This is a genomic window from Paenibacillus algorifonticola, from assembly GCF_050481745.1.
In the GTDB taxonomy this organism is placed as follows: Bacteria; Bacillota; Bacilli; order Paenibacillales; family Paenibacillaceae; genus Pristimantibacillus; species Pristimantibacillus algorifonticola_A.
The window spans coordinates 69,671-88,432 of sequence record NZ_JBCNGR010000006.1 but is presented as its reverse complement, the minus strand read 5'-3'; the positions used below and the strand labels follow the sequence as shown (position 1 = coordinate 88,432).

At 50.0% G+C, this 18,762-nt stretch carries 15 protein-coding genes; 6 read left to right on the top strand and 9 right to left on the bottom strand.

Features of this window, described 5'->3' with window-relative positions:
* Positions 1-32 precede the first annotated feature (32 nt).
* Entirely contained in the window at positions 33-941 is a 909-nt protein-coding gene (locus ABEW34_RS03960; RefSeq protein ID WP_430155056.1) for an NAD-dependent epimerase/dehydratase family protein, read from the bottom strand.
* A 173-nt stretch (positions 942-1,114) separates the two neighbouring features.
* Between ABEW34_RS03960 and ABEW34_RS03955 the strand changes: the two genes are divergently transcribed.
* Positions 1,115-1,756, top strand: a complete 642-nt coding sequence (locus tag ABEW34_RS03955) for a TetR/AcrR family transcriptional regulator (RefSeq protein WP_430155054.1) — start codon at positions 1,115-1,117, stop codon at positions 1,754-1,756.
* 120 nt (positions 1,757-1,876) lie between these two features.
* The gene (motB, locus tag ABEW34_RS03950) at positions 1,877-2,629 is read left to right on the top strand and encodes a flagellar motor protein MotB (protein ID WP_430155052.1); all 753 of its coding nucleotides are present in this window, start codon (positions 1,877-1,879) and stop codon (positions 2,627-2,629) included.
* 18 nt (positions 2,630-2,647) lie between these two features.
* Here motB and ABEW34_RS03945 read toward each other — a convergent pair whose 3' ends face one another.
* On the bottom strand, positions 2,648-4,177 hold the full coding sequence (locus ABEW34_RS03945) for an MFS transporter (protein WP_430155050.1): 1,530 nt from the start codon (positions 4,175-4,177) through the stop codon (positions 2,648-2,650).
* Between the two features lie 208 nt (positions 4,178-4,385).
* Between ABEW34_RS03945 and ABEW34_RS03940 the strand changes: the two genes are divergently transcribed.
* Positions 4,386-4,838, top strand: coding sequence for an Lrp/AsnC family transcriptional regulator (locus ABEW34_RS03940; protein ID WP_430155048.1), 453 nt, complete (start codon positions 4,386-4,388; stop codon positions 4,836-4,838).
* A gap of 79 nt (positions 4,839-4,917) precedes the next feature.
* Entirely contained in the window at positions 4,918-5,088 is a 171-nt protein-coding gene (locus ABEW34_RS03935) for a hypothetical protein (RefSeq protein ID WP_430155046.1), read from the top strand.
* Positions 5,089-5,292: 204 nt separating this feature from the next.
* Here ABEW34_RS03935 and ABEW34_RS03930 read toward each other — a convergent pair whose 3' ends face one another.
* Positions 5,293-6,459 (bottom strand): serine hydrolase domain-containing protein, encoded by a 1,167-nt coding sequence (locus ABEW34_RS03930; protein ID WP_430156152.1) that lies wholly within the window; start codon positions 6,457-6,459, stop codon positions 5,293-5,295.
* 319 nt (positions 6,460-6,778) lie between these two features.
* Between ABEW34_RS03930 and ABEW34_RS03925 the strand changes: the two genes are divergently transcribed.
* Both ABEW34_RS03925 and ABEW34_RS03920 read left to right on the top strand, forming a co-directional pair.
* Positions 6,779-7,996, top strand: coding sequence for an MFS transporter (locus ABEW34_RS03925; RefSeq protein WP_430155044.1), 1,218 nt, complete (start codon positions 6,779-6,781; stop codon positions 7,994-7,996).
* 27 nt (positions 7,997-8,023) lie between these two features.
* Positions 8,024-9,061, top strand: coding sequence for an ROK family protein (locus ABEW34_RS03920; protein ID WP_430155042.1), 1,038 nt, complete (start codon positions 8,024-8,026; stop codon positions 9,059-9,061).
* A 133-nt stretch (positions 9,062-9,194) separates the two neighbouring features.
* On the opposite strand, the gene ABEW34_RS03915 is transcribed toward ABEW34_RS03920, so the two are convergent.
* The 6 genes from ABEW34_RS03915 to ABEW34_RS03890 all read right to left on the bottom strand — a co-directional run bounded on the left by ABEW34_RS03915 (position 9,195) and on the right by ABEW34_RS03890 (position 18,681).
* Positions 9,195-12,131, bottom strand: coding sequence for a family 78 glycoside hydrolase catalytic domain (locus ABEW34_RS03915; RefSeq protein WP_430155041.1), 2,937 nt, complete (start codon positions 12,129-12,131; stop codon positions 9,195-9,197).
* A 46-nt stretch (positions 12,132-12,177) separates the two neighbouring features.
* On the bottom strand, positions 12,178-13,005 hold the full coding sequence (locus ABEW34_RS03910) for a carbohydrate ABC transporter permease (RefSeq protein ID WP_430155040.1): 828 nt from the start codon (positions 13,003-13,005) through the stop codon (positions 12,178-12,180).
* Entirely contained in the window at positions 13,002-13,868 is an 867-nt protein-coding gene (locus ABEW34_RS03905; RefSeq protein ID WP_430155038.1) for a carbohydrate ABC transporter permease, read from the bottom strand. Before ABEW34_RS03905 ends, ABEW34_RS03910 begins: the two co-directional genes overlap by 4 nt.
* 103 nt (positions 13,869-13,971) lie before the next feature.
* Entirely contained in the window at positions 13,972-15,321 is a 1,350-nt protein-coding gene (locus ABEW34_RS03900) for an ABC transporter substrate-binding protein (protein WP_430155036.1), read from the bottom strand.
* Between the two features lie 92 nt (positions 15,322-15,413).
* The gene (locus ABEW34_RS03895; protein ID WP_430155035.1) at positions 15,414-17,183 is read right to left on the bottom strand and encodes a cache domain-containing sensor histidine kinase; all 1,770 of its coding nucleotides are present in this window, start codon (positions 17,181-17,183) and stop codon (positions 15,414-15,416) included.
* Positions 17,176-18,681, bottom strand: a complete 1,506-nt coding sequence (locus ABEW34_RS03890; RefSeq protein ID WP_430155033.1) for a response regulator transcription factor — start codon at positions 18,679-18,681, stop codon at positions 17,176-17,178. Before ABEW34_RS03890 ends, ABEW34_RS03895 begins: the two co-directional genes overlap by 8 nt.
* Positions 18,682-18,762 lie beyond the last annotated feature (81 nt).

The window sequence follows — 18,762 nt, the reverse complement described above, 5'->3', positions numbered from 1 at the left end:
TCGGCTTTTGGCTTTTGGCTTATACCTATACTTCAACGATATTGCTGATAGGTTTGCGTTAATCCTTCAAACAGGCTGCTTATTGGGCGCCATCCTAACACTCGTTCTGCCTTCGAGTTATTTAGACAGCTATCCATAATATCCCCCGGCCTTTCGGTGCCATACGTAATCTGGGCGTCCTGGCCATGAATCATTTTCATCATGTGTACCAGGTTGTTTATAGAAGTCCGCAAACCGGTGCTTACATTAATCGTCTCCTGATCCCCCTGGTGAATGGCAGCCATGTTTGCCTTAACAACATCCTGTACATAAATAAAATCGCGAGTCTGATCCCCGCTGCCGTGAACGAGTAAAGGAAGTCCTTGATTTAATTTATTCAGAAATATAGCGACAACACCGCCTTCTCCTATATAGCTCTGACGTGGGCCATACACGTTGCTATAACGCAAGATGGTATAGTTAATGCCATACATTCTATGAAACAATCGAATATAGCTTTCACTAGCATGTTTGGAAAGCCCATAATAGGAAATGGGGGCGGGAATAGCTTCCTCTTCATGGCGTTCGTTATTGGAGTCACCATATACGGCGGAAGTAGAAGAGAAAATAACCTTGCTTACCTTGGCTTGTTCGCAAGCTTTTAAGAGCCGGATTGTTCCGACAATATTAACAGTAGAGTCAAAAGCAGGATCAGCCATTGAACGCTGGACATCGACTTGAGCAGCCAGGTGAAAGACAACATCAGGCCGAACATGTTCAATAATTTCAGAACAGGCTTCACTGTTAATATCCTCAACATGCAGTATAGCCGCAGGATGCACGTGATTCTTTGATCCCGTTGATAGATTATCAATAACATGCACCACGGCACCGCCTTGAATAAGCATATCCGTAAGGTGGGAACCAATAAACCCCGCACCTCCGGTAACCAACGCTTTCATAACTCAACTCCTCATTAAACGACATACTTCATAGTACGCATATCAATGGAATTGGAAATGTGCATATATCTCATGAGCTATAGCCAATTTATTCGTTTGTAGACACTAACGATTACAACATGCTAAAATCATCATGTGATGAATTAATGTTTTGTAGAAAGTAGGCAGACAAAGTGAAAGAGACGAAGCGCCGCCCGGGGCGTCCATCCAAGGATGATCCATTTCAGAAAGAGCAGTTATTGACTCATGCCCTTATTGAATTTGCTAAGCATGGCTATGAGGGGGCAAGTCTTAGAAAAATGGCAAACTTATCGAAGGTGGATGTCGCCCTGCTATCCTACCATTTCGGGTCAAAGCTTGGTTTATGGACTTCGGTGGTCGATTATTTAACTGAACGGATCACGCTTCAAACCGTACCCATTAAAAATAATTATAGGCATATGAAGCTCGAGACGGCTTGCCTTGCTCTTGTCGATAACTTTGTAGACTTTTGCTTTGAATTTCCCTTTCACATGATGTTTGTGACGAACGAATTGTCCCACCAGAGCGAACGCTCCACCTATCTCATGAATAAAATGCTTCTGCCGACATTCCGGCAGCTCATGCCTTTTATTAAGGATTGCATGGAGGCTGGCGTGATCAAGAAGCAGGAGCCTGCTCTCTATTATTTAATGCTTGTGAATTCCGTTTCCCTGCTTGGAACGATTCCTAATTTTGTGAATGAGTTCAGAGAAGATTTCACCGTAAACAGCGATCTTAAAGGCGAGATGAAGCAAGCCGTTTTGGCTAATTTTTTTCAAATAGCCGTCGATTAAAAAGGGAATAATAAGAAAAGGAAACCATTTTGCTTGAAAAATGGCTCTTCTTCTTATGAACATAATTCATCGATTGTTGAATTAATTCCATTCAAATTAGACTTGAAAGGCGTGGAACAAATGAAACGAAACAAGCATGAGCATGAAGAAGAGCATGTCGATGAGTCATGGCTGCTGCCCTATTCGGACTTAATGACTTTACTAGTCGCTTTATTTATCGTGCTTTATGCCATGAGCAGCGCCGATGCTGCAAAATTCGAACAGATGTCGCAAGCTTTTCGAATGGCTTTTAATAGCGGCACTGGCGTACTCGAAGGACAGCCTGCATTAGAGCACCCTGTCATTGCAAAATCAGATAAGGGAAACGTGCAGGAAACGCCAGATACCGCGCAAGCACAAGAAATAAACGAATTAGAGCATATACAATCGCAGGTGAACCAATATATTTCCGAGCACCAGCTCACCACAAAGCTGGAAACCCAAATGACGGATGAAGGGCTGCTCATTACGATCAAGGATGATATTTTATTTGCTTCCGGCAGCGCCAAGGTTCAAAGCACCAATATCAGCATCGTCAAAGATATATCACAGCTTCTGGTCATGGATCCTATACACGATGTAATCATTAGCGGACATACCGACAATGTCCCGATTGGCATGACTGAATTTGATTCCAATTGGCATCTTAGCGCCATGCGAGCACTCAATTTTCTGAATTTATTGCTGCATAACAAGGAGCTCGATCCTCAGCACTTCAGCTCCAAAGGCTTCGGCGAATATAAGCCCATTGACAGCAATGCTACAGAGGCAGGCCGGCAGCGCAACAGGCGTGTTGAGATTTTAGTGCAGTCTAATACGATTCAGATGAATTAACCTAGGATGCGTCACCCTTTACACTCTGGCTGCTCTCTTGGAGCCAAATATTATAAAACTAATCGCGGCCAAAACCCACACGCCAATGCCACCATAGAGCATCACCAAGCCAAAGCCGTGCACAAGAGCCGCATGGACCACCGCTCCGGACGTGTCTAGAGAGGACAGTTCTGGCAAACCCTGCTTGAGAGAGGCAACGTTTCCGGCGGCTATTTTCCCGGCCAAATCCCGTAATTGCGTTGTTTCGAGATTCCCAAGTAGGGTTCCCTTCAAATAAGACCGTATCCCTTCCTGTAAAATGAATCCCATCACGGCGATATTGATGGCTAGACTGATCAATCTGGCACTCATGTCTATACCTGAAGCCATGCCTGCACGGGTAATCGGAACGGAGCCAGTCGTCGTGTTGGTCACAGGCGTATTGGTCAAGCCCAGCCCGATACCAGCCAACAGAGAGCCCGGAAGCATGGTCAGCCAGTTGGCGTGATCGCCTCCACTGCCATATTTCATCAAAATAAAGCCCAGCCCAATGATGAACAGACCCAACGGGATAACTATACGAGGCTGATAGCGAAGTGAAAGGCGCTCTGCCAAGGGTGGCATCACCAGAGTGGGAAGAGCATAAGCCAAGAGAGACAGCCCGGCGGCTACAATCCCATAACCAAGGCCGCTCTGAAAATAGATCGGCAGATAGATCATGAACGGCCAGAAGCTAAAATTCATGCCGATGGAGCCAAGTAGAGCGCCGGAAAAATTGCGTATCTTAAATACGGAAAAGTCGAACATCGGATGAGCGCTGAGCTTTTCCGCCAAAAGAAAAACGATAAAGCTTGTTGCCGCTGCAGCAAGGATGATGATGGAGGTTAGGCTGGTAAAGCCTAGTTCAGGGCCTTGTGTGATAAAATAGGCCAGGCCAAAAACCGCGAGCGAAAGCGTGACGATGCCGATCATGTCCAGCTTTTTCGCTTGCGGATCACGCGACTCCTCGATACCACCAAAGACAAGGATCAAAGTAAGAATGGTCAGCGGGACGTGGACTAGGAAAACCCAATGCCAGTTCAATACGACCACAATCATCCCCCCGATGATGGGCCCAAAGCCGAGGCCGACCCCAAACACGATCCCCCATGCTCCAAAAGCTTTGCTGCGTTCTCGTCCTTCCTGAAACCGATGCGAAAGTATGGCTATCTGGCAAATCTGCATTGCGCCAGCACCCACACCTTGAAGAAACCGACTGACGATTAAAACCGACGAGCTCTCGGCCAAGCCACAAACCAAGGAGGTAATGCCGAACAAGACGAGGCTGATAATAAAAATGCGCTTCCTTCCATAACGGTCAGCCAGCGTTCCCACAGCCATCAGAACACTCGCACATGCAATAGTATAGGCGTTCATGATCCATTGCATATCCTTGAGATTGCCATGCAATACCTTTTCCAGGGTCGGCAGTATCACCGGCACGCTGGAAATTTCGAGACCGAACATTAACGCGGACAAACATATCGCGGACAATGCGATAATATTTTTACTGGAATGGGAAAGAGTCATTGAAAGCACCCTCCAAATAAACCGTATCTACTCATTGCTTGCCATCCTCTCTAACTTCTCCTATGTGAATCACCTTATTCCAGTGTGTCTTATTATATAATTTAAATTCTTCCTTTTACATATCAGATCAAATCAAATATGATGATTACACAAATGAATATAAGCTGTTTTATTTAAAACACCTTAAATTTAAAGGAGTGTACGCTGAGTGGATCATACAGACAAGCAAATCCTCTTCTATCTTCAAAACCAGGCTAGGATCTCTATGACTGAGCTGGGTAAAAGCGTGGGGTTGTCCCAACCCGCTGTAACGGAACGAGTGAAGAGAATGGAAGAAAAGGGAATAATCGAAGAGTACCGCACCGTCATTTCTCCCGAAAAAATGGGGAAGCATACGGCAGCCTATATGTTATTTCGGACTAAGGACTGCTTGGCATTTCTTGATTTTATCCATGCATCTCCCCATGTTGCCGAGTGCCACCGCATAAGCGGAGAACATAGTTATTTAATAAAAGTAGTGACGGAATCCACACGCACGCTCGAAGAGTTCGGTAATCAGTGCGATAAATATGGCACCTATACCATACTGATTGTCATGTCTTCGCCAATCGATCACAGTCCTCTCATTCGTTCTCTAGAAGAAGCAAATGCAGCGGTATAAGCTTCAGGTTCCTCTTGGGCTGGGATAAAATTCAATCCAACTTCTCATACTACACTTTGAAAAGATGGAGGTGAACATCATGCCCAAAAATAGCGCCGATCCCAAAATGGACCGCTCTAATAATCGTGCAGATAAGAAAAACAATCAACAAAACGACGATCACTTAACGGAAGAAGCTCAGACGTTGACTGGCAATAAAGCTGCTGATTATGCCCCAAGCTTAAATGGCATTTCCAAAAATGAAATTTAATTAGCAGCCTTGCTGCTTTAACGTCCGCTGCATGGCGAAGGTTTTACTTCCTGCACAGCGCCTCGACTTGGCGGACTCAGCAGCCGCTATTTTCACCGAATCACGAATCTCAGTCCGCCAAAAAAGGAGTAAAGCAACCTAATGGGGCTGCTTTACTCCTTTCCATTTCCGAGAATCACGCCTAACCCGGCTTTCTTTGAATGGCTATTTTTTGATACTGTCATACACAGCTTCACAAAGGTCAATCGTAAACTGGCCCGACATGCCTTCCAGTGCAGTATTGGTAAACGCCACGACGCTGAGCCGCTGCTCTGGATCGACGAACCATGAGTGACCGTAGGTGCCGCCCATACGCCATGTGCCCGGTGATTCCGGTGTATTTGCCGCAATGGGATCCCTCAGCAGCGTGATACCTAATCCGAAACCTCTCCCTGGCCAATAAGCCATTGGCAAGTCCCCAATCTGGTTAGTAGTCAGCTCACGAACTAGAGCTTTCGGCAGCAGGGGCGCTCCTCCTTTACGCAAAGCTTCCAGCAGCTGCATAAAGTCCCCGGCGCTGCCGACCATACCGGCTCCTCCCGAAGGGTAGGCTGTACTGTCAAATGCACGGCTTGGAGCAAGGCGAAAGCCTGCCGTGCCTTCCAAAAAGGCGATTTTGTCAGAATCCCTTATCGGCCTCGGCTCTGGATGATCATTGGTATAAGCGGTAGCCAGCCTGTCTGGGTCCACTGCCATAAAATCGGTGTCGCTCATGCCAATAGGCTTTGTCACTAAGGAATGCACGGCCTCACTGAGCGTTGTTTCCGTTACCTTTGCAATGACCGCCCCCAGCACATCTGTCGCAATAGAATATTTCCACTCGGTGCCTGGCGTATAAAGTAGCGGAACGGAGGCAATACGCCGCAAGTTCTCCTCCAACGTAATACCCGAATGATCCATGCCATCCGAAATCCCGGCTTGTTGATAGGGGCCGTTTTCTTCTTGAAAGAAGCGGTAAGTCAGACCTGCGGTATGCGTCATTAAATGACGAATCGTCAATGCAGCTAACTCTCCGCTTTGTAATCGCGGCTGAAACTCGGGCAGCCAACGATCAACCCGGTCACCCAGCCGCAGGCGACCTTGCCCAATCAGCACTAGGGCAGCCGTTGAAACGATAGGCTTAGAAACGGAAGCGAGGCGGAACAAGGCATCTTCCTGCATGGGCCGGTTCATCTCGCGGTCGGCAAAACCAGCAGCGCGGCTGTACACCATTTTTCCATCCATCGCTACTTTAATGACAGCACCGACCAAACGCTTGTCAGCAATCGTCTGGTCGATTACTTCATCCATTCGGCCGGGTAGAAATGCTGGACTAATCTTGCTTGAATCCATCTTATTCAACAGTCTTCATCCTTTCGAATAGTTAAAGCCTTTCGACTTTACTATTGTGAGTTAATTATATTAAATAAGTTCTCTCGATTATATAAGGCAATTAAGTTAAATCGGTCTTGCAGCAGTCAAAATGAAGACAGTTAGCATGGAAAACCTTAAATTTAAAAGAACCGAGTTTTAAGACATTATGCAAAACCCATAATCCCATATGATTTTCGCAAAAAGACAGCTTTTTAATGCGGATACAATACGTTATGATTAGCTTGCCTAGTTATTAAATGTCTTTAAAAAGTATTTTAGCTATTGAGGGGAGCTTCATATGAACGAACAATTAAGTACAAGACAGATTGGCTTATGGCGCAATGCCATCTATGTGATTTTCACCTTAGTCGGATTTGCCACAGCATCCTGGATCTCCCGTACGCCCGCCATTCGCGATACACTCGGCGCTTCGACTGGCCAGATGGGCTGGATTATTTTCGGACTATCGGTTGGTTCAATCCTCGGCCTGCTCGGCGCAGGGCTTTTTGTTGCCAGCAAGGGCGGACGTTTCGTCATGATGAACGGGCTGCTTATCGCGGCGGGAGGGCTGGCGATCATTGGGGTGGGCAGCTCCTTATTCACCTATGCCCCCGTGGTGTTCATCGGGCTTGCATTTTTCGGATTTGGATGCGGCATCTGCGATGTCGCGATGAATGTTGAAGGCACCATGCTAGAGCGCGCAACGAAAAAATCATTGCTGACCGGCTTTCATGCCGCTTTCAGCTTGGGTACCTTTATCGGCGCTGTTGTAGGCTGGTTAGCAGCAAAGTCCCATATCTCTGTCGGCATGCACCTCAGCATCGTTCTCATTCTGATGGTGGTGCTCATCGTCTATTTGTCCCGATTCGTGCCTAAAGGAACAGGGCAGGAAAGCAAAACAGACGAAACTGCACCAACTTTATCGACTAAAGATCGCCTAGCGATTTGGAAAGAGCCACGCACCCTCTTGCTGGGTATTATTATTTTGGGCATGACCTTCGCCGAAGGCTCGGCCAATGACTGGCTGCCTTTAATTATGGTCGACGGGTATGACACTTCCGCCACAACAGGCTCGTTTGTCTACGGCGTGTTTGTTGCTGCGATGACGATTGTTCGTGCAACAGGCGGAATCCTGCTCGATAAATTCGGCAGAGTAGCTATGCTGCGGGCATCGGCAATATCCGCTATTGCCGGGCTGCTTATTGTGATCTTGGGACACAATTATATCATCGCTTCTATCGGCGTTGTATTATGGGGCTTTGGTGCTGCCTTCGGCTTCCCTGTCGCCTTGTCAGCTGCTGGTGATAATCCTAATGGGGTAGCTGTAAGGGTCGGAGCTGTGGCAACAGCCGGGTATTTGGCTTTTCTTGTTGGACCGCCGCTGCTTGGCATGATTGGCGATTCAATCGGCTTGCGAATGGCCTTAATTGTCGTGCTGGTCGGCATGGTATTCGCAGGGTTAACTTCTCATGCCGCGAGACCTCTTGGCGAGAAGGGCCAGGCAAAGACCAAATAGGCATCTCATTTTATTACCGTCAGGGTGGTGAAAAAAATAAAGCTTCCATTTGTGAATCCTAAATTAATGGGTGAAATGATCCGGCAGCAAATTCGCAGCGCGCTCTATTATGAGCAGGAATCGACCAAGGTCGAAATCGCTCAAATTACAGGGCTGACCTTCCCGACCGTGAGCAAAGCGATTGAGGAAATGAAGGCGGATGGCGAGGTATTGCTGTCGGGGCTTCGGGAATCCAGCGGAGGCCGAAGGCCGCAAATCTATATGCTGAACGCAGCGCATATGTCGGGCTTAGCCGTGTATTTGGAAAAGGACTATACCATCTATACCTTGCTGAATTATGTCGGAGAGGTCATTGTGCAAGACAGGCTGCCCGGTGTTTTGGATGAAGGGCCGGAAGCGCTGGATCATCAAATGAAGGTTTATTTGGAGCGATATCCACTCATCCGCGCCTTAACCTTCGGCGTTCCTGCGAGCGTGACGAACGGCCAGGTTTTTCATATTCCCAGCTATGAGAAATTTAACGGCTTTGATTTGAAGGCCGCTTACGAGAGCCGCTATCCGCTTCAGGTCCAGATTGAAAATGATATGAACGCCACAGTGCTCGGCTACCATGACCAGTTGGATAGCAACAAAAAGGTATCGCTTGTTTATCTGTATTTCGGCATGAATGGCCCTGGAGCTGGCATTATGGTCAATGGAAGGCTCGTAAGAGGGAATACCTTTTTCGCTGGCGAGGTTTTTTATTTGCCCCTTGGGCAGCAGAACTTTGGCGAGGTCATTCAAGAGCTTACGGATGATTCCAATGAACAGCGCAATGATGCTAAGCTGATTGATTCCATGAGCCGCTTGGTTGCAATTTTTACAGCGACGCTGAATCCGGATATTTTTATTTTTTGCAGCATCAATCTGTCTGAGCAGGAGCTGGAGGAAATAAAAGACCGCAGCGCTGTTTATGTGCCAGAGGCTCATTTGCCAGCGCTAATCATTCGAGATTGGCAGCAGGACTACATTCATGGATTAAAGCAAATGACGATCCGTACAATGCTGGGTACGGGGGTAGAGTAAACAGCACTGGGATTATATTCACTCGCCTTATGGACGAGGATTTGCAGCCGCACTCGCTATCTGTATAGAAGGAAACCGCATGGCAGCAGCCATGCGGTTTCCTTCTATTTTCAAACCTATTGCGCTCCAAAACCTACAGCGCTGCTAGCTCCTCAAGCACCTGATCAATCGTCTCTTTGGAAATACGGAACATGGCATTTTCGCTGACTTGCTGAAGAGAAAACGGCTTAGCAATGTTTGCCTGTGCGCCGCTGAACAGATTTGGCATATGCCGGCTCACAATGGCAATCGCCCGCTCATCCATCCATATTTCACTCATCTTCGTCTTGGCGCTGTACTGTGAGCGGAACAAGCCTTCACTTTCATAGGCGAACTGGTACGTGCCCGAGCCGGCACGGATGATCAAGCCAGCTGCGGTTTCCTCCGCGGATGCGATGCCCGCTATATTTCCAATCGAAACTCCGCCTTCTGTGGTGCCAGCGAGCGTCGCTCCCCGCAAAATAATATCCGCGGTCGTATTCGCCGGAATCACCACTTGAAGCTCAATACGGCTGCCTTCCACGCGCCAGCCCGACTCAATCCGTCCGTACACGGAGTCATAGGAGGCTTTCGCATAGGTCAGCATGGTCGATCCGAACAACGGCTCGATTCGAATATGCTTGAAGGCAGGCTGCGAAGGGTCCATGTCCAGCCCCGCCACCTTGCGGTACATCCAATCGCCGATGGCGCCATAGGAATAATGATTGAACGAGTTCATGTCGTCGCTCCAGAACGAGCCGTCCGGCTTAATGCTGTCCCAATGCTCCCAAATCGTCGTCGCGCCTTTCGATACCGAATACAGCCAGCCCGGATAGCTCTCTTGCAGCAGCAGGCGAACCGCCGTTGTGTGATAGCCGCTGTTCGACAGGGCAAAGCATAAATACGGCGTGCCCACAAAGCCGGTCGTCAGGTGATAGTCATTTTCGACGATGAGGTTGTTTAAATCCTCCGCCACCCGATCCTTCACGCTCTCATCCACCAAGTCGAACATAAGCGCCAAAATATGCGCGGTTTGCGTCGGTGAAGCGATACGCCCTCTCTTGGTCATAAACTCGTCGCGGAACGCAGAGATGACGCGGTTATGCAGCTCATCATAGCGCTGGGCGTCCTCGTCATGGCCGAGCACCTTCGCTGCATCACGAACAATGCGCGTGGAGTAGGCATAGTAGGCCGTGGCAATCAATGCCGTTGGCGTCGCGCCAATATAACTGTTCTCCTTCGCATCGAGCGCAAGCCAATCTCCGAAATGAAAGCCGCTATTCCACAAATACTCCTCGCTGCCCTGTGCCCGAATGTACTCCACCCATTGCTTCATGCTTTCATACTGCTCAGCGAGCAGCCGCTCATCGCCATAGTATTGGTAAACCGTCCATGGGCAAATGACCGCAGCATCTCCCCATGCCGCCGAATTGGCTCCACCAACGATATCAGGAATAACGAAAGGAATGCCGCCGTCCTCATGCTGCTCCGCCTTTAGGTCATGCAGCCATTTTGCAAAAAACGGCGCGCCTTGGAAGTTGAACAGCGCCGTGCTGATAAACACCTGTGCGTCACCCGTCCAGCCCAGCCGCTCATCGCGCTGCGGGCAATCCGTCGGCACGTCGAGGAAGTTGCCGCGCTGTCCCCAGCGGATATTTTGCTGGAGCTTGTTGATTCGCTCGTCCGAGCATTCGAATTCACCCGATGAAGGCATGTCGGAGTGAATAACCTCGCCTTGGAATGCATCTGCTGGCAGCGGAACACCCGCCTCCTGGCCTGGAAAGCCCTGAACAAGCACATAACGGAAGCCCATAAAGGTAAAATGGGGCGCATAGCTTTCCATGCCGTCGCCTTTCGCGATATAGGTCAGCGTCTGCTTCGCAGGACGCAGATTGCCAAAATAAATGTTGCCGTCCTTGTCCAGTACCTCTGCATGACGCAGAACGATTTGCGTTCCTTCTGGGGCTTCGACGGTAAATCTCATGCGACCGACGATATTTTGACCCAAATCCAGCACATGATCGCCTGCCGGTGTAATAAACGAGGAGATCGGCTTGATGATTTCCGTGACGTTAGTGGGCCAGTTTTCTTGCGCTACAAGCTGGCTGTATGGCAGATCCAGCACTTGCACAGCCGACCAGCCGCCAGCTGCCAGCTTATCATCGCTATGCGCCTCCAATCCGTTCACTCCACCATCGGCTTCGCTCCAGCCCTGGATTTCCAAACGCGCATCATACGTCTCACCATGATAAATATTTGCATATTGAATCGCGCCAAGCGCCGCTTGCCATGAGCTGTCTGTCGCTATGACCTCTTCCGTGCCATCCGCATAACGGATATGCAGCTCCAGCAGCGCGGCCCGATTGTCGCCGTACATATAATTTTTGTCATCAAAGCCCAGTCCGCCGCGATACCAGCCATCGCCCAGCATAAAGCCGATGCCGTTCGCGCCTTCCTTAAGCTCCGCCGTTACATCATACGTCTGATATTGCACGCGGGTGTGATAGCTGGTCCAGCCTGGAGCGAGCAAATCATCCGACACCTTGCCGCCGTTCAGGTACAGCTCATACACGCCAAGCGCGGTCGCATACACTCGTGCGGATACGATGCCCCCTGCTTTCACCTGAAAGGTGTGGCGCAGCAAGTAGGCTGGAGCAGCATCTGCGGCAATAGAAGACGTATCCGGCGTAATCCATTTCGCCTGCCAGTCCGCCCCGCCAGCAAGGGCCAGCTCGAAGGTGCCCTCCTCGCTCCAAGGTGACTCTTCTCCTGCCGTATCCCATACTCTAACCCGGAAGCGATAAGCCGTGCGGGCAGCAAGCGCAGGACCGCCATATTCAATATGAAGCGATTGTTCGCTTTCGACCCGGCCCGTATCCCAAAGGCTTGTTTCAAAGCCGCTCGATGCCTCCGCCACTTGCAGCTGATAGGCTGCTTGGCGAACACTTCTGCGCTCTGCTGCTTCCAGCATCCAGCTAAAGCGCGGCTTCATGATGTCCGTGCCGAGCAAGGCACCTCTATATTCACAGCTTGCGGAATGAACCTTTAACATGTAGCTATCCCCTTTTTACTGGATTTATGAATGAGACTCTAGCCCTCTAGCCTTTAACCGAACCGGCAGTCATGCCGGCTACAATACGCTTGTTAAAAATAATAAAGAGCAGCAGCGGCGGAATCGTAATCAGCAAAATGTTCGTGAACAGCAAATTGTATTGCGTTACATACTGGCTCTGGAAGTTATAAAGCGTCAGCTGCACCGTCACATTGTCCGAGCCCGGCAGAAAATACAGCGGGTTCGTGAAATCATTGAAGATGGTAACCGAGGACAAGACGACTACCGTTGCCGTCACAGGCTGGAGCAGCGGCAAAACAATGCCGAAGAACAGTCGAAGACCGCCTGCGCCGTCAATAACGGCCGCCTCATCCACTTCACGCGGAATGCCGCTCATGAAGCCTTTATAAAGCAGAACCGCGAACGGAAAGCCCAGCGCAACCTCGATCAAAATAAGGCCGATCAGCGTTTTGAACAGGCCAAGCCCGTCCATGACCCAGATCGTCGGGACAATGGCTGGCGGAATGATAAGCCCGGCAAGAATCAGGAAGTTGAACAATGGCGACAGCTTTCCAGTCCGGCGCTGCAGCACATACCCCGCCATGGCGCACAATACGATCAAGATAGCGATGGAAGCTACCGTCAGCACCGTGCTATTGATGAAGGCGCGAACCAGCATAAAATCGCGAGCCATAACGACGGTTTTAATATTTTCCCAATACTGACTATTGGAAGCCCACGACATCGTGAGCAGCGAAGACTCCTTCGCATCCTTGCCCGAATTGACCACTATGAAGTAGAACGGAATCCAGAACACGACAATCGTGAACAAGACGGCACCGATCTCAAAGCCCCATTGTCTGATCTTTCTCACAGGTCTACCTCCTTGCGGTTCAAATACGTATAGAGCGGGAAGGCAAGCGCGGTCACAACGAGGAACAAAATCACATTGCCCGCCGTAGCGAGGCCATAGAAGCCGCCTTGATACTGCTTGTAAATGATCGATGCGATCAAGTCGGTCGTGAAGCCCGGCCCGCCCTTGGTCATCGCCCACACCAGATCGAAGGAGCGCAGTCCGCCGATGAAGGCCAAAATAATAACGGAGTTCGTAGCCGGACGGCTCAGCGGCACAATAATGTTCCAGAACTTATGCCAGTTGTTGCCGCCGTCGATTTGCAGAGCTTCATAATATTCCCCAGGGATAGACAATATTCCGGCAATATAAATGACGGTGGCGAAGCCTAAGCCTTTCCACACATCGACCATGGCGACCGACAATAGCGCGATTCTCGTATCGCCAAGCCAATCTGGCCCATCAATGCCAATCGCGGCAAGCGCTGTATTAATGACGCCTTGTGTCGGGTGCATCATCATGCTGAAGGCAATACCGACCGCAATCGTACTCACCAAGGTCGGGAAAAATATGACAGACCGCAAATAGCTTTTGGTCCGAATTTTCGAGGTTAGCAAGACGCCTAGCAGCAGTCCGAGCGCAACCTTAAGCGTACAAGTAACGACCGCGTAGATTAGTGTATTTTTAAAACCAATGCTTAAGGACTGCTCCTGAAAAAACGTAATAAAATTTTCGAAGCCGATAAACTCCCAATCCGACAGCGTCCATCTCGTCATACTGAAGAAGAAGGACATCATCGTCGGCAGGATGAAAATAATAAAATAAATAATCGCTGCAGGCAGCAGGAACCAATAGGAGTAGGTTCGTTTAAAAATACTGTTCATCGTTATCACTCCTACACTGTCAAGCGTATATTTTGAAGTAAAGCGGCCCTGCAAGCAGGGCCGAACTTCTTTATCTATTTTTTGCTATTAGTTAAGCTATAGATTACCAGCCCGCCAGTCCAAGCTGCTTCGCCTGCTTCTCCACATCTTTATCGTAAGCAGCCGCGCCTTCCGCTGCCTTCTTAATGCCTGCGCCAACCTCAACGGTAATCTGCTCCAGGCTTGGTCCTTTAACTGGGGAAACGAACTCAAGCGCAGGCGCCGTTTTGCCTGATTCGAAATAGGGCAGCATGTCTTTCACCAGCGTTGGCACATCGTCTGGAATCGTCGCATCCTTGATCAGATAAGGGCCGGTTGGCTTCGAGACGGCTGCCGCAACCTGTGTCCCTTCTACAGAAGCCATGAATGCCAGAAACTGCTTGGCTGCCTCCACATTTTTGGTTTCCTTATAAATGTAGCCTGCTCCCGGCATCCAGACGCTCAAGCCGTTTTTGGCGGCATCATCACCAGGCTGGGCAAAAAATCCGATATTTTCAATCTCATCCGGGAAGTTCTGCACAAGTGATGGCGTTGCGAACGACAGCATTGGATATTGTGCTCCCTTGCCATCAGCAAGCATTTTGAGGCCTGCATCATAAGTGGTCGCCAGCATATCCTTGTTCATAAAGCCTTTGTCATAAAGCTCCTGCAGCTTCTCGAAGCTTCTCAGCGCAGCGGGTGTGCCTGCAAAAGTCGCCTTATGAGCCGTAAAATCCTCTGCGAACGATGGTACCTGTGCCTGTACATTGTAATAATCAGCCAGCACGACGAGCTGCGAGGTCCATGAGTCCTTGTAGGAGCCAATGACAGGGGAAATACCTGCTGCTTTAATTTTCTCGCTATTCGCGATCAGCTCAGCCCAAGTCGTTGGCACCTTCAGCCCAAGGTCGGAATAGATCTTCTTGTTATAGAACCAGCCTCCAGCAATCGTGGAAGAGGTCGGCACCCCGTACACTTTTCCATTAACGGCAACCGTCTGCTTGAAGGAATCCACGACGTCCGACATGAACGCTTCATTCGTCAGGTCCAGTATATTTTTCTCTGGAGACAACGCCTGCATTAAGGAGCCTGAGTTATAAAAGAAAACATCTGTCATGTCCCCTGTCGCCAGGCGGGTTTTTACAATATTGTCTCCTTCTCCGCCCCCGGGCCTTGTTTCCATTTCAATCGTAATGTTCGGATATTTCTTCTGGAAAGCATCGACATAAGCATTCGCCAAATTAACCGAATCCTGCGTATTGTCCACCAGAAACGATAGCGTTACCTTCTTCTCCGTGCTGCCGCCGTTGCCGCCAGCCGCCGCATTCGTACCCGTATTGCTGCCCGAATTGCTTCCTCCGCATGCCGCAAGCGTTCCAGTAAGGACTAGTGCGGTTGCCGTCATAGCAAGCGATTTAAGCTTCATATTCTTCATGTTTCGTTCCCCCTCGTTCGATGTCGCTGATGCTGTATAAGTAGCTTTCTATACCTTTATTGTAGAGAGGAAACACTTTTTATGAAAGCGCTTCATTTTTTAGGTGAGTGTCGGTTTTTTTTAGGTTGGTTCGATGGGTTGAAGCGCAAGGTCACACGGGTGCCCTCTCCTTCGCGGCTCCAGACGTTCAGCGAGCTGCCTTCCCCATAAGACAGCAGCAGCCGCTCCTTGACGTTGCGCATCCCGTAGCCCCGCTCGGTCTGGGCGATATCCGCCATTCCCACACCATCATCCTCGACCGTAAAAATCAAATATGGCCCGTCAGTTCCACCCGTCAAGCGAATGGTTCCTTCTCCGACCTTCGGCTCAAGACCATGGTATATGGCGTTTTCGACCAGCGGCTGCAGCAGCAGCTTCATCATCTCCAGCCCCTTGATCGACTCCTCCACCTCCTCGATATAGTGAAAGCGGTTGTTGAACCGGATGTTCTGGATGTTCAGATAATGCTCAATATGCTTCAACTCGTTGTATACGAGAATGGTCTCCTTGCCCTTGTTCAAGCTCAGCTTGAAGCTTTCGGAGAGCGACACTGCCATTTGGGCGACCTCTTTATTATTTTGCAAAATCGCCATCCAATAAATCGAATCCAGCGTGTTATACAAAAAATGCGGCTTGATCTGCGATTGCAGCGCCCTAAGCTCGGCCTCCCGCTCCTTCAGCTCCGAGTTGATGAGCCGCGCATTCAGCTCCTCATTTTCGTGGGCAATGCGCTTGAACGTCTCACCAATGACGCCGACCTCATCCTGGGCAAATTCCGCCGGAAAATCGCGCTTGCCGAGCGTCCAGTCATTCATCATTTTTTTCAGCCGCAGCAGCGGCCTTGTGATGGTCCCCGATATAAAATAAGAAATAATCAGCGCTGTCACCGCGAAAGCCGCAGCTATAAGCGTCGTCGCCAGGCCAATGTATTGGGTGTGCTTCAGCAGCTCCTTCGATTCAACGAGGTGGACAAGCGTCCAGCTTGTCGTCTGATTATAATAAGGATTGACCAGAAAACCCTCATCCTTCAAGTGGCTCAGCGTCTCCGCAATTGTCCCGCCAGCAAGCGGAACGGTGTCATTATGGCTGTATACCGCTTTTGTCGGGCCAGCCCCCTCGCTGAGCACCATGAACGAGCCATTCTCCTTGCTGCCCCCGAACACTTTATCAAAAATCGTCTTGGAAACGTTGACCACGAGAATGCCGATTGGCTCCCCGCTTGGGTCCTCCGCATCGCGAAACAGCTTCACGGTGGAAAAGGACTTATTCGATTCGTCAAAAATATCAGTCGGATAGTACACAACCCTTCCCTTGCTCTCATATGCCCCCTTGTACCAATCCGAGCCTGTAATCTTGGCTATTTTATCGCTTCCTTCATACACGCCCGCATCGTCGGAGCGGCCAAAGCAGTAGGTATGATACTTTAGATCAAGCAGACAGACCGAGGTCACATAACGGGTATCCGCAAAGCTGCTGCTGATTAAGCGCTGGAGCCGCGAGGAGGTTCTGCCGTTAACCGTATCGGGCTGTATGCCCGGGTTTTCCCCGCTGCTGCGCAGGCTCTGCCGAATGGCATCGTTTACAACAATGGACAGATGAAAATTGTTAATATTCCGAAATAATAGGTCGGCCACCTCGCTGGATGTCCGCAAATGATCCAAATTTGTTTTTTCATTCATATCCGTCAGCGTGTCCTTCGTAATATTGAAGGAAATATAGCCGAGCAGCATAATCGAAGGCACAATGAGCACAATCATCGCCGCCAGAAATCGGCTTCGAATTTTTTTGAACCGCAGCCATTCTACTAGTCGTTTTTTAGGCATGGCCGTCATCCTTACGCTCGATAGCATGGGCTTCCCGGTAATGCTTAGGCGTCATGCCAACGAGCTTCTTAAACGTTTCCGTAAAATGCCTGTAGTTGAGGTAGCCCACCTTCTCGCTGACCTCGCCGACCAGCAGCCCTTCTCGCAGCATCACCTTCGCATGCTCCATGCGTTCATGGGTCAAATGCTTAATGTAGGAGATGCCCATCTCTTCTTTGAAAAGCAGGCTGAAATACGTCGCATTGAGGCCAACATGCTCCGCCAGCTCCTGCAGGGAAATGTCCTGCCCAAAGCGAGCATCCATATAGGCCAACGCCTTTTCGACCGCCGCATGCTTCGTAGAACGCCTTGCTTCAGTAATGGCCGTCAGCATCGCCTCTACCTTGCCCCGCAGCCAGCGGAACATTTCCTCGCGCGTATGCATGACGCCTAGCTCCTGATGCGCGACCTTGCCAAGGGAGCGAATATCGCGCCCCGTTTCTTTCAGCACCTCATGGCCTACATAAACGAGCTGCAAAATTTCGCGCTCCGCCTGCTCCGGGTCCAGCTTCTGCTGCCCGACCGACGCCTCGAATTCGTCCAAGGCAGCCAGCAGCCCCTTCTTGTCCCCCGTGCGCAAGGAGAAAATGACGGACTCCTCATGCTTCGTCAAGTTGCCAGCCAGCTCATCACTGCCTTCCATTTGCTCAATGCGAACCAAGCCGCTTTCCTCCAAAAACCGACCGTACCGGAGCGCTCGCAGTGCTTCCTTGCAGCTTTTTGGCGCTTCTGCTAGCGTTGCATAGGTTCCCCCAGCTGCGAACAGCTCGCAATCTTCACCCTGCAGCATAAGCTGCTCCCATAGCTCATCTGCAGGCAGCCTGAAATGAAGCACCGCAGACAGCCGTTCTGCTCCATTCGTCACCTCAACGACGCGATAGGACGAGCTTTCCGCCAGCTCCACACCTTCCGAGGAAAAAGCCAGCACCGTAATACCCGCAATAGCTTCCCAATCCGGGCCATAGCTTTGCTTCCATTTGCCTAGCGCACTATCGCCTGCTAACAGCAAATTCAGCGTCGCTTTCTCCAGCAGCTCCTGCTGAGACGCTTCCCATTTGGATTTCATGGAGCTGAACGCTTGCTGTTTGTCGATCCGCTCGATCGCTTTGCGCATCACTTCATCTATTTTCTCTACCGTAACCGGCTTCTCCAAATAATCGACTACCCCTAGCCCAATTGCCCGCATCACATATTCAAATTCATTAAAGCCGCTGAACACGATAAACATCGTATCCCCTGCTTCGCCAGCCACCGTCTCAATGAGCCGCAGTCCGTCCATGCCCGGCATCCGAATATCCGTCAGCACAATATCCGGGCGCAGCTCGCGGAACATCGCAAGCGCCGATAAGCCATCTCCCGCCGTTCCTACCAGCTCGACGCCATAACGCTGCCAGTCGATCATCTGGCTCAGCCCTTGGCGGACAATATATTCGTCATCAAATACAACCGCTTTCAGCATTTACCCCATCCTCCCTGCAAAGCACCTTCTAAATCATTCTAGTATACCCGCCTTATTCTCCTTCATCGTAATGGAGAGCTG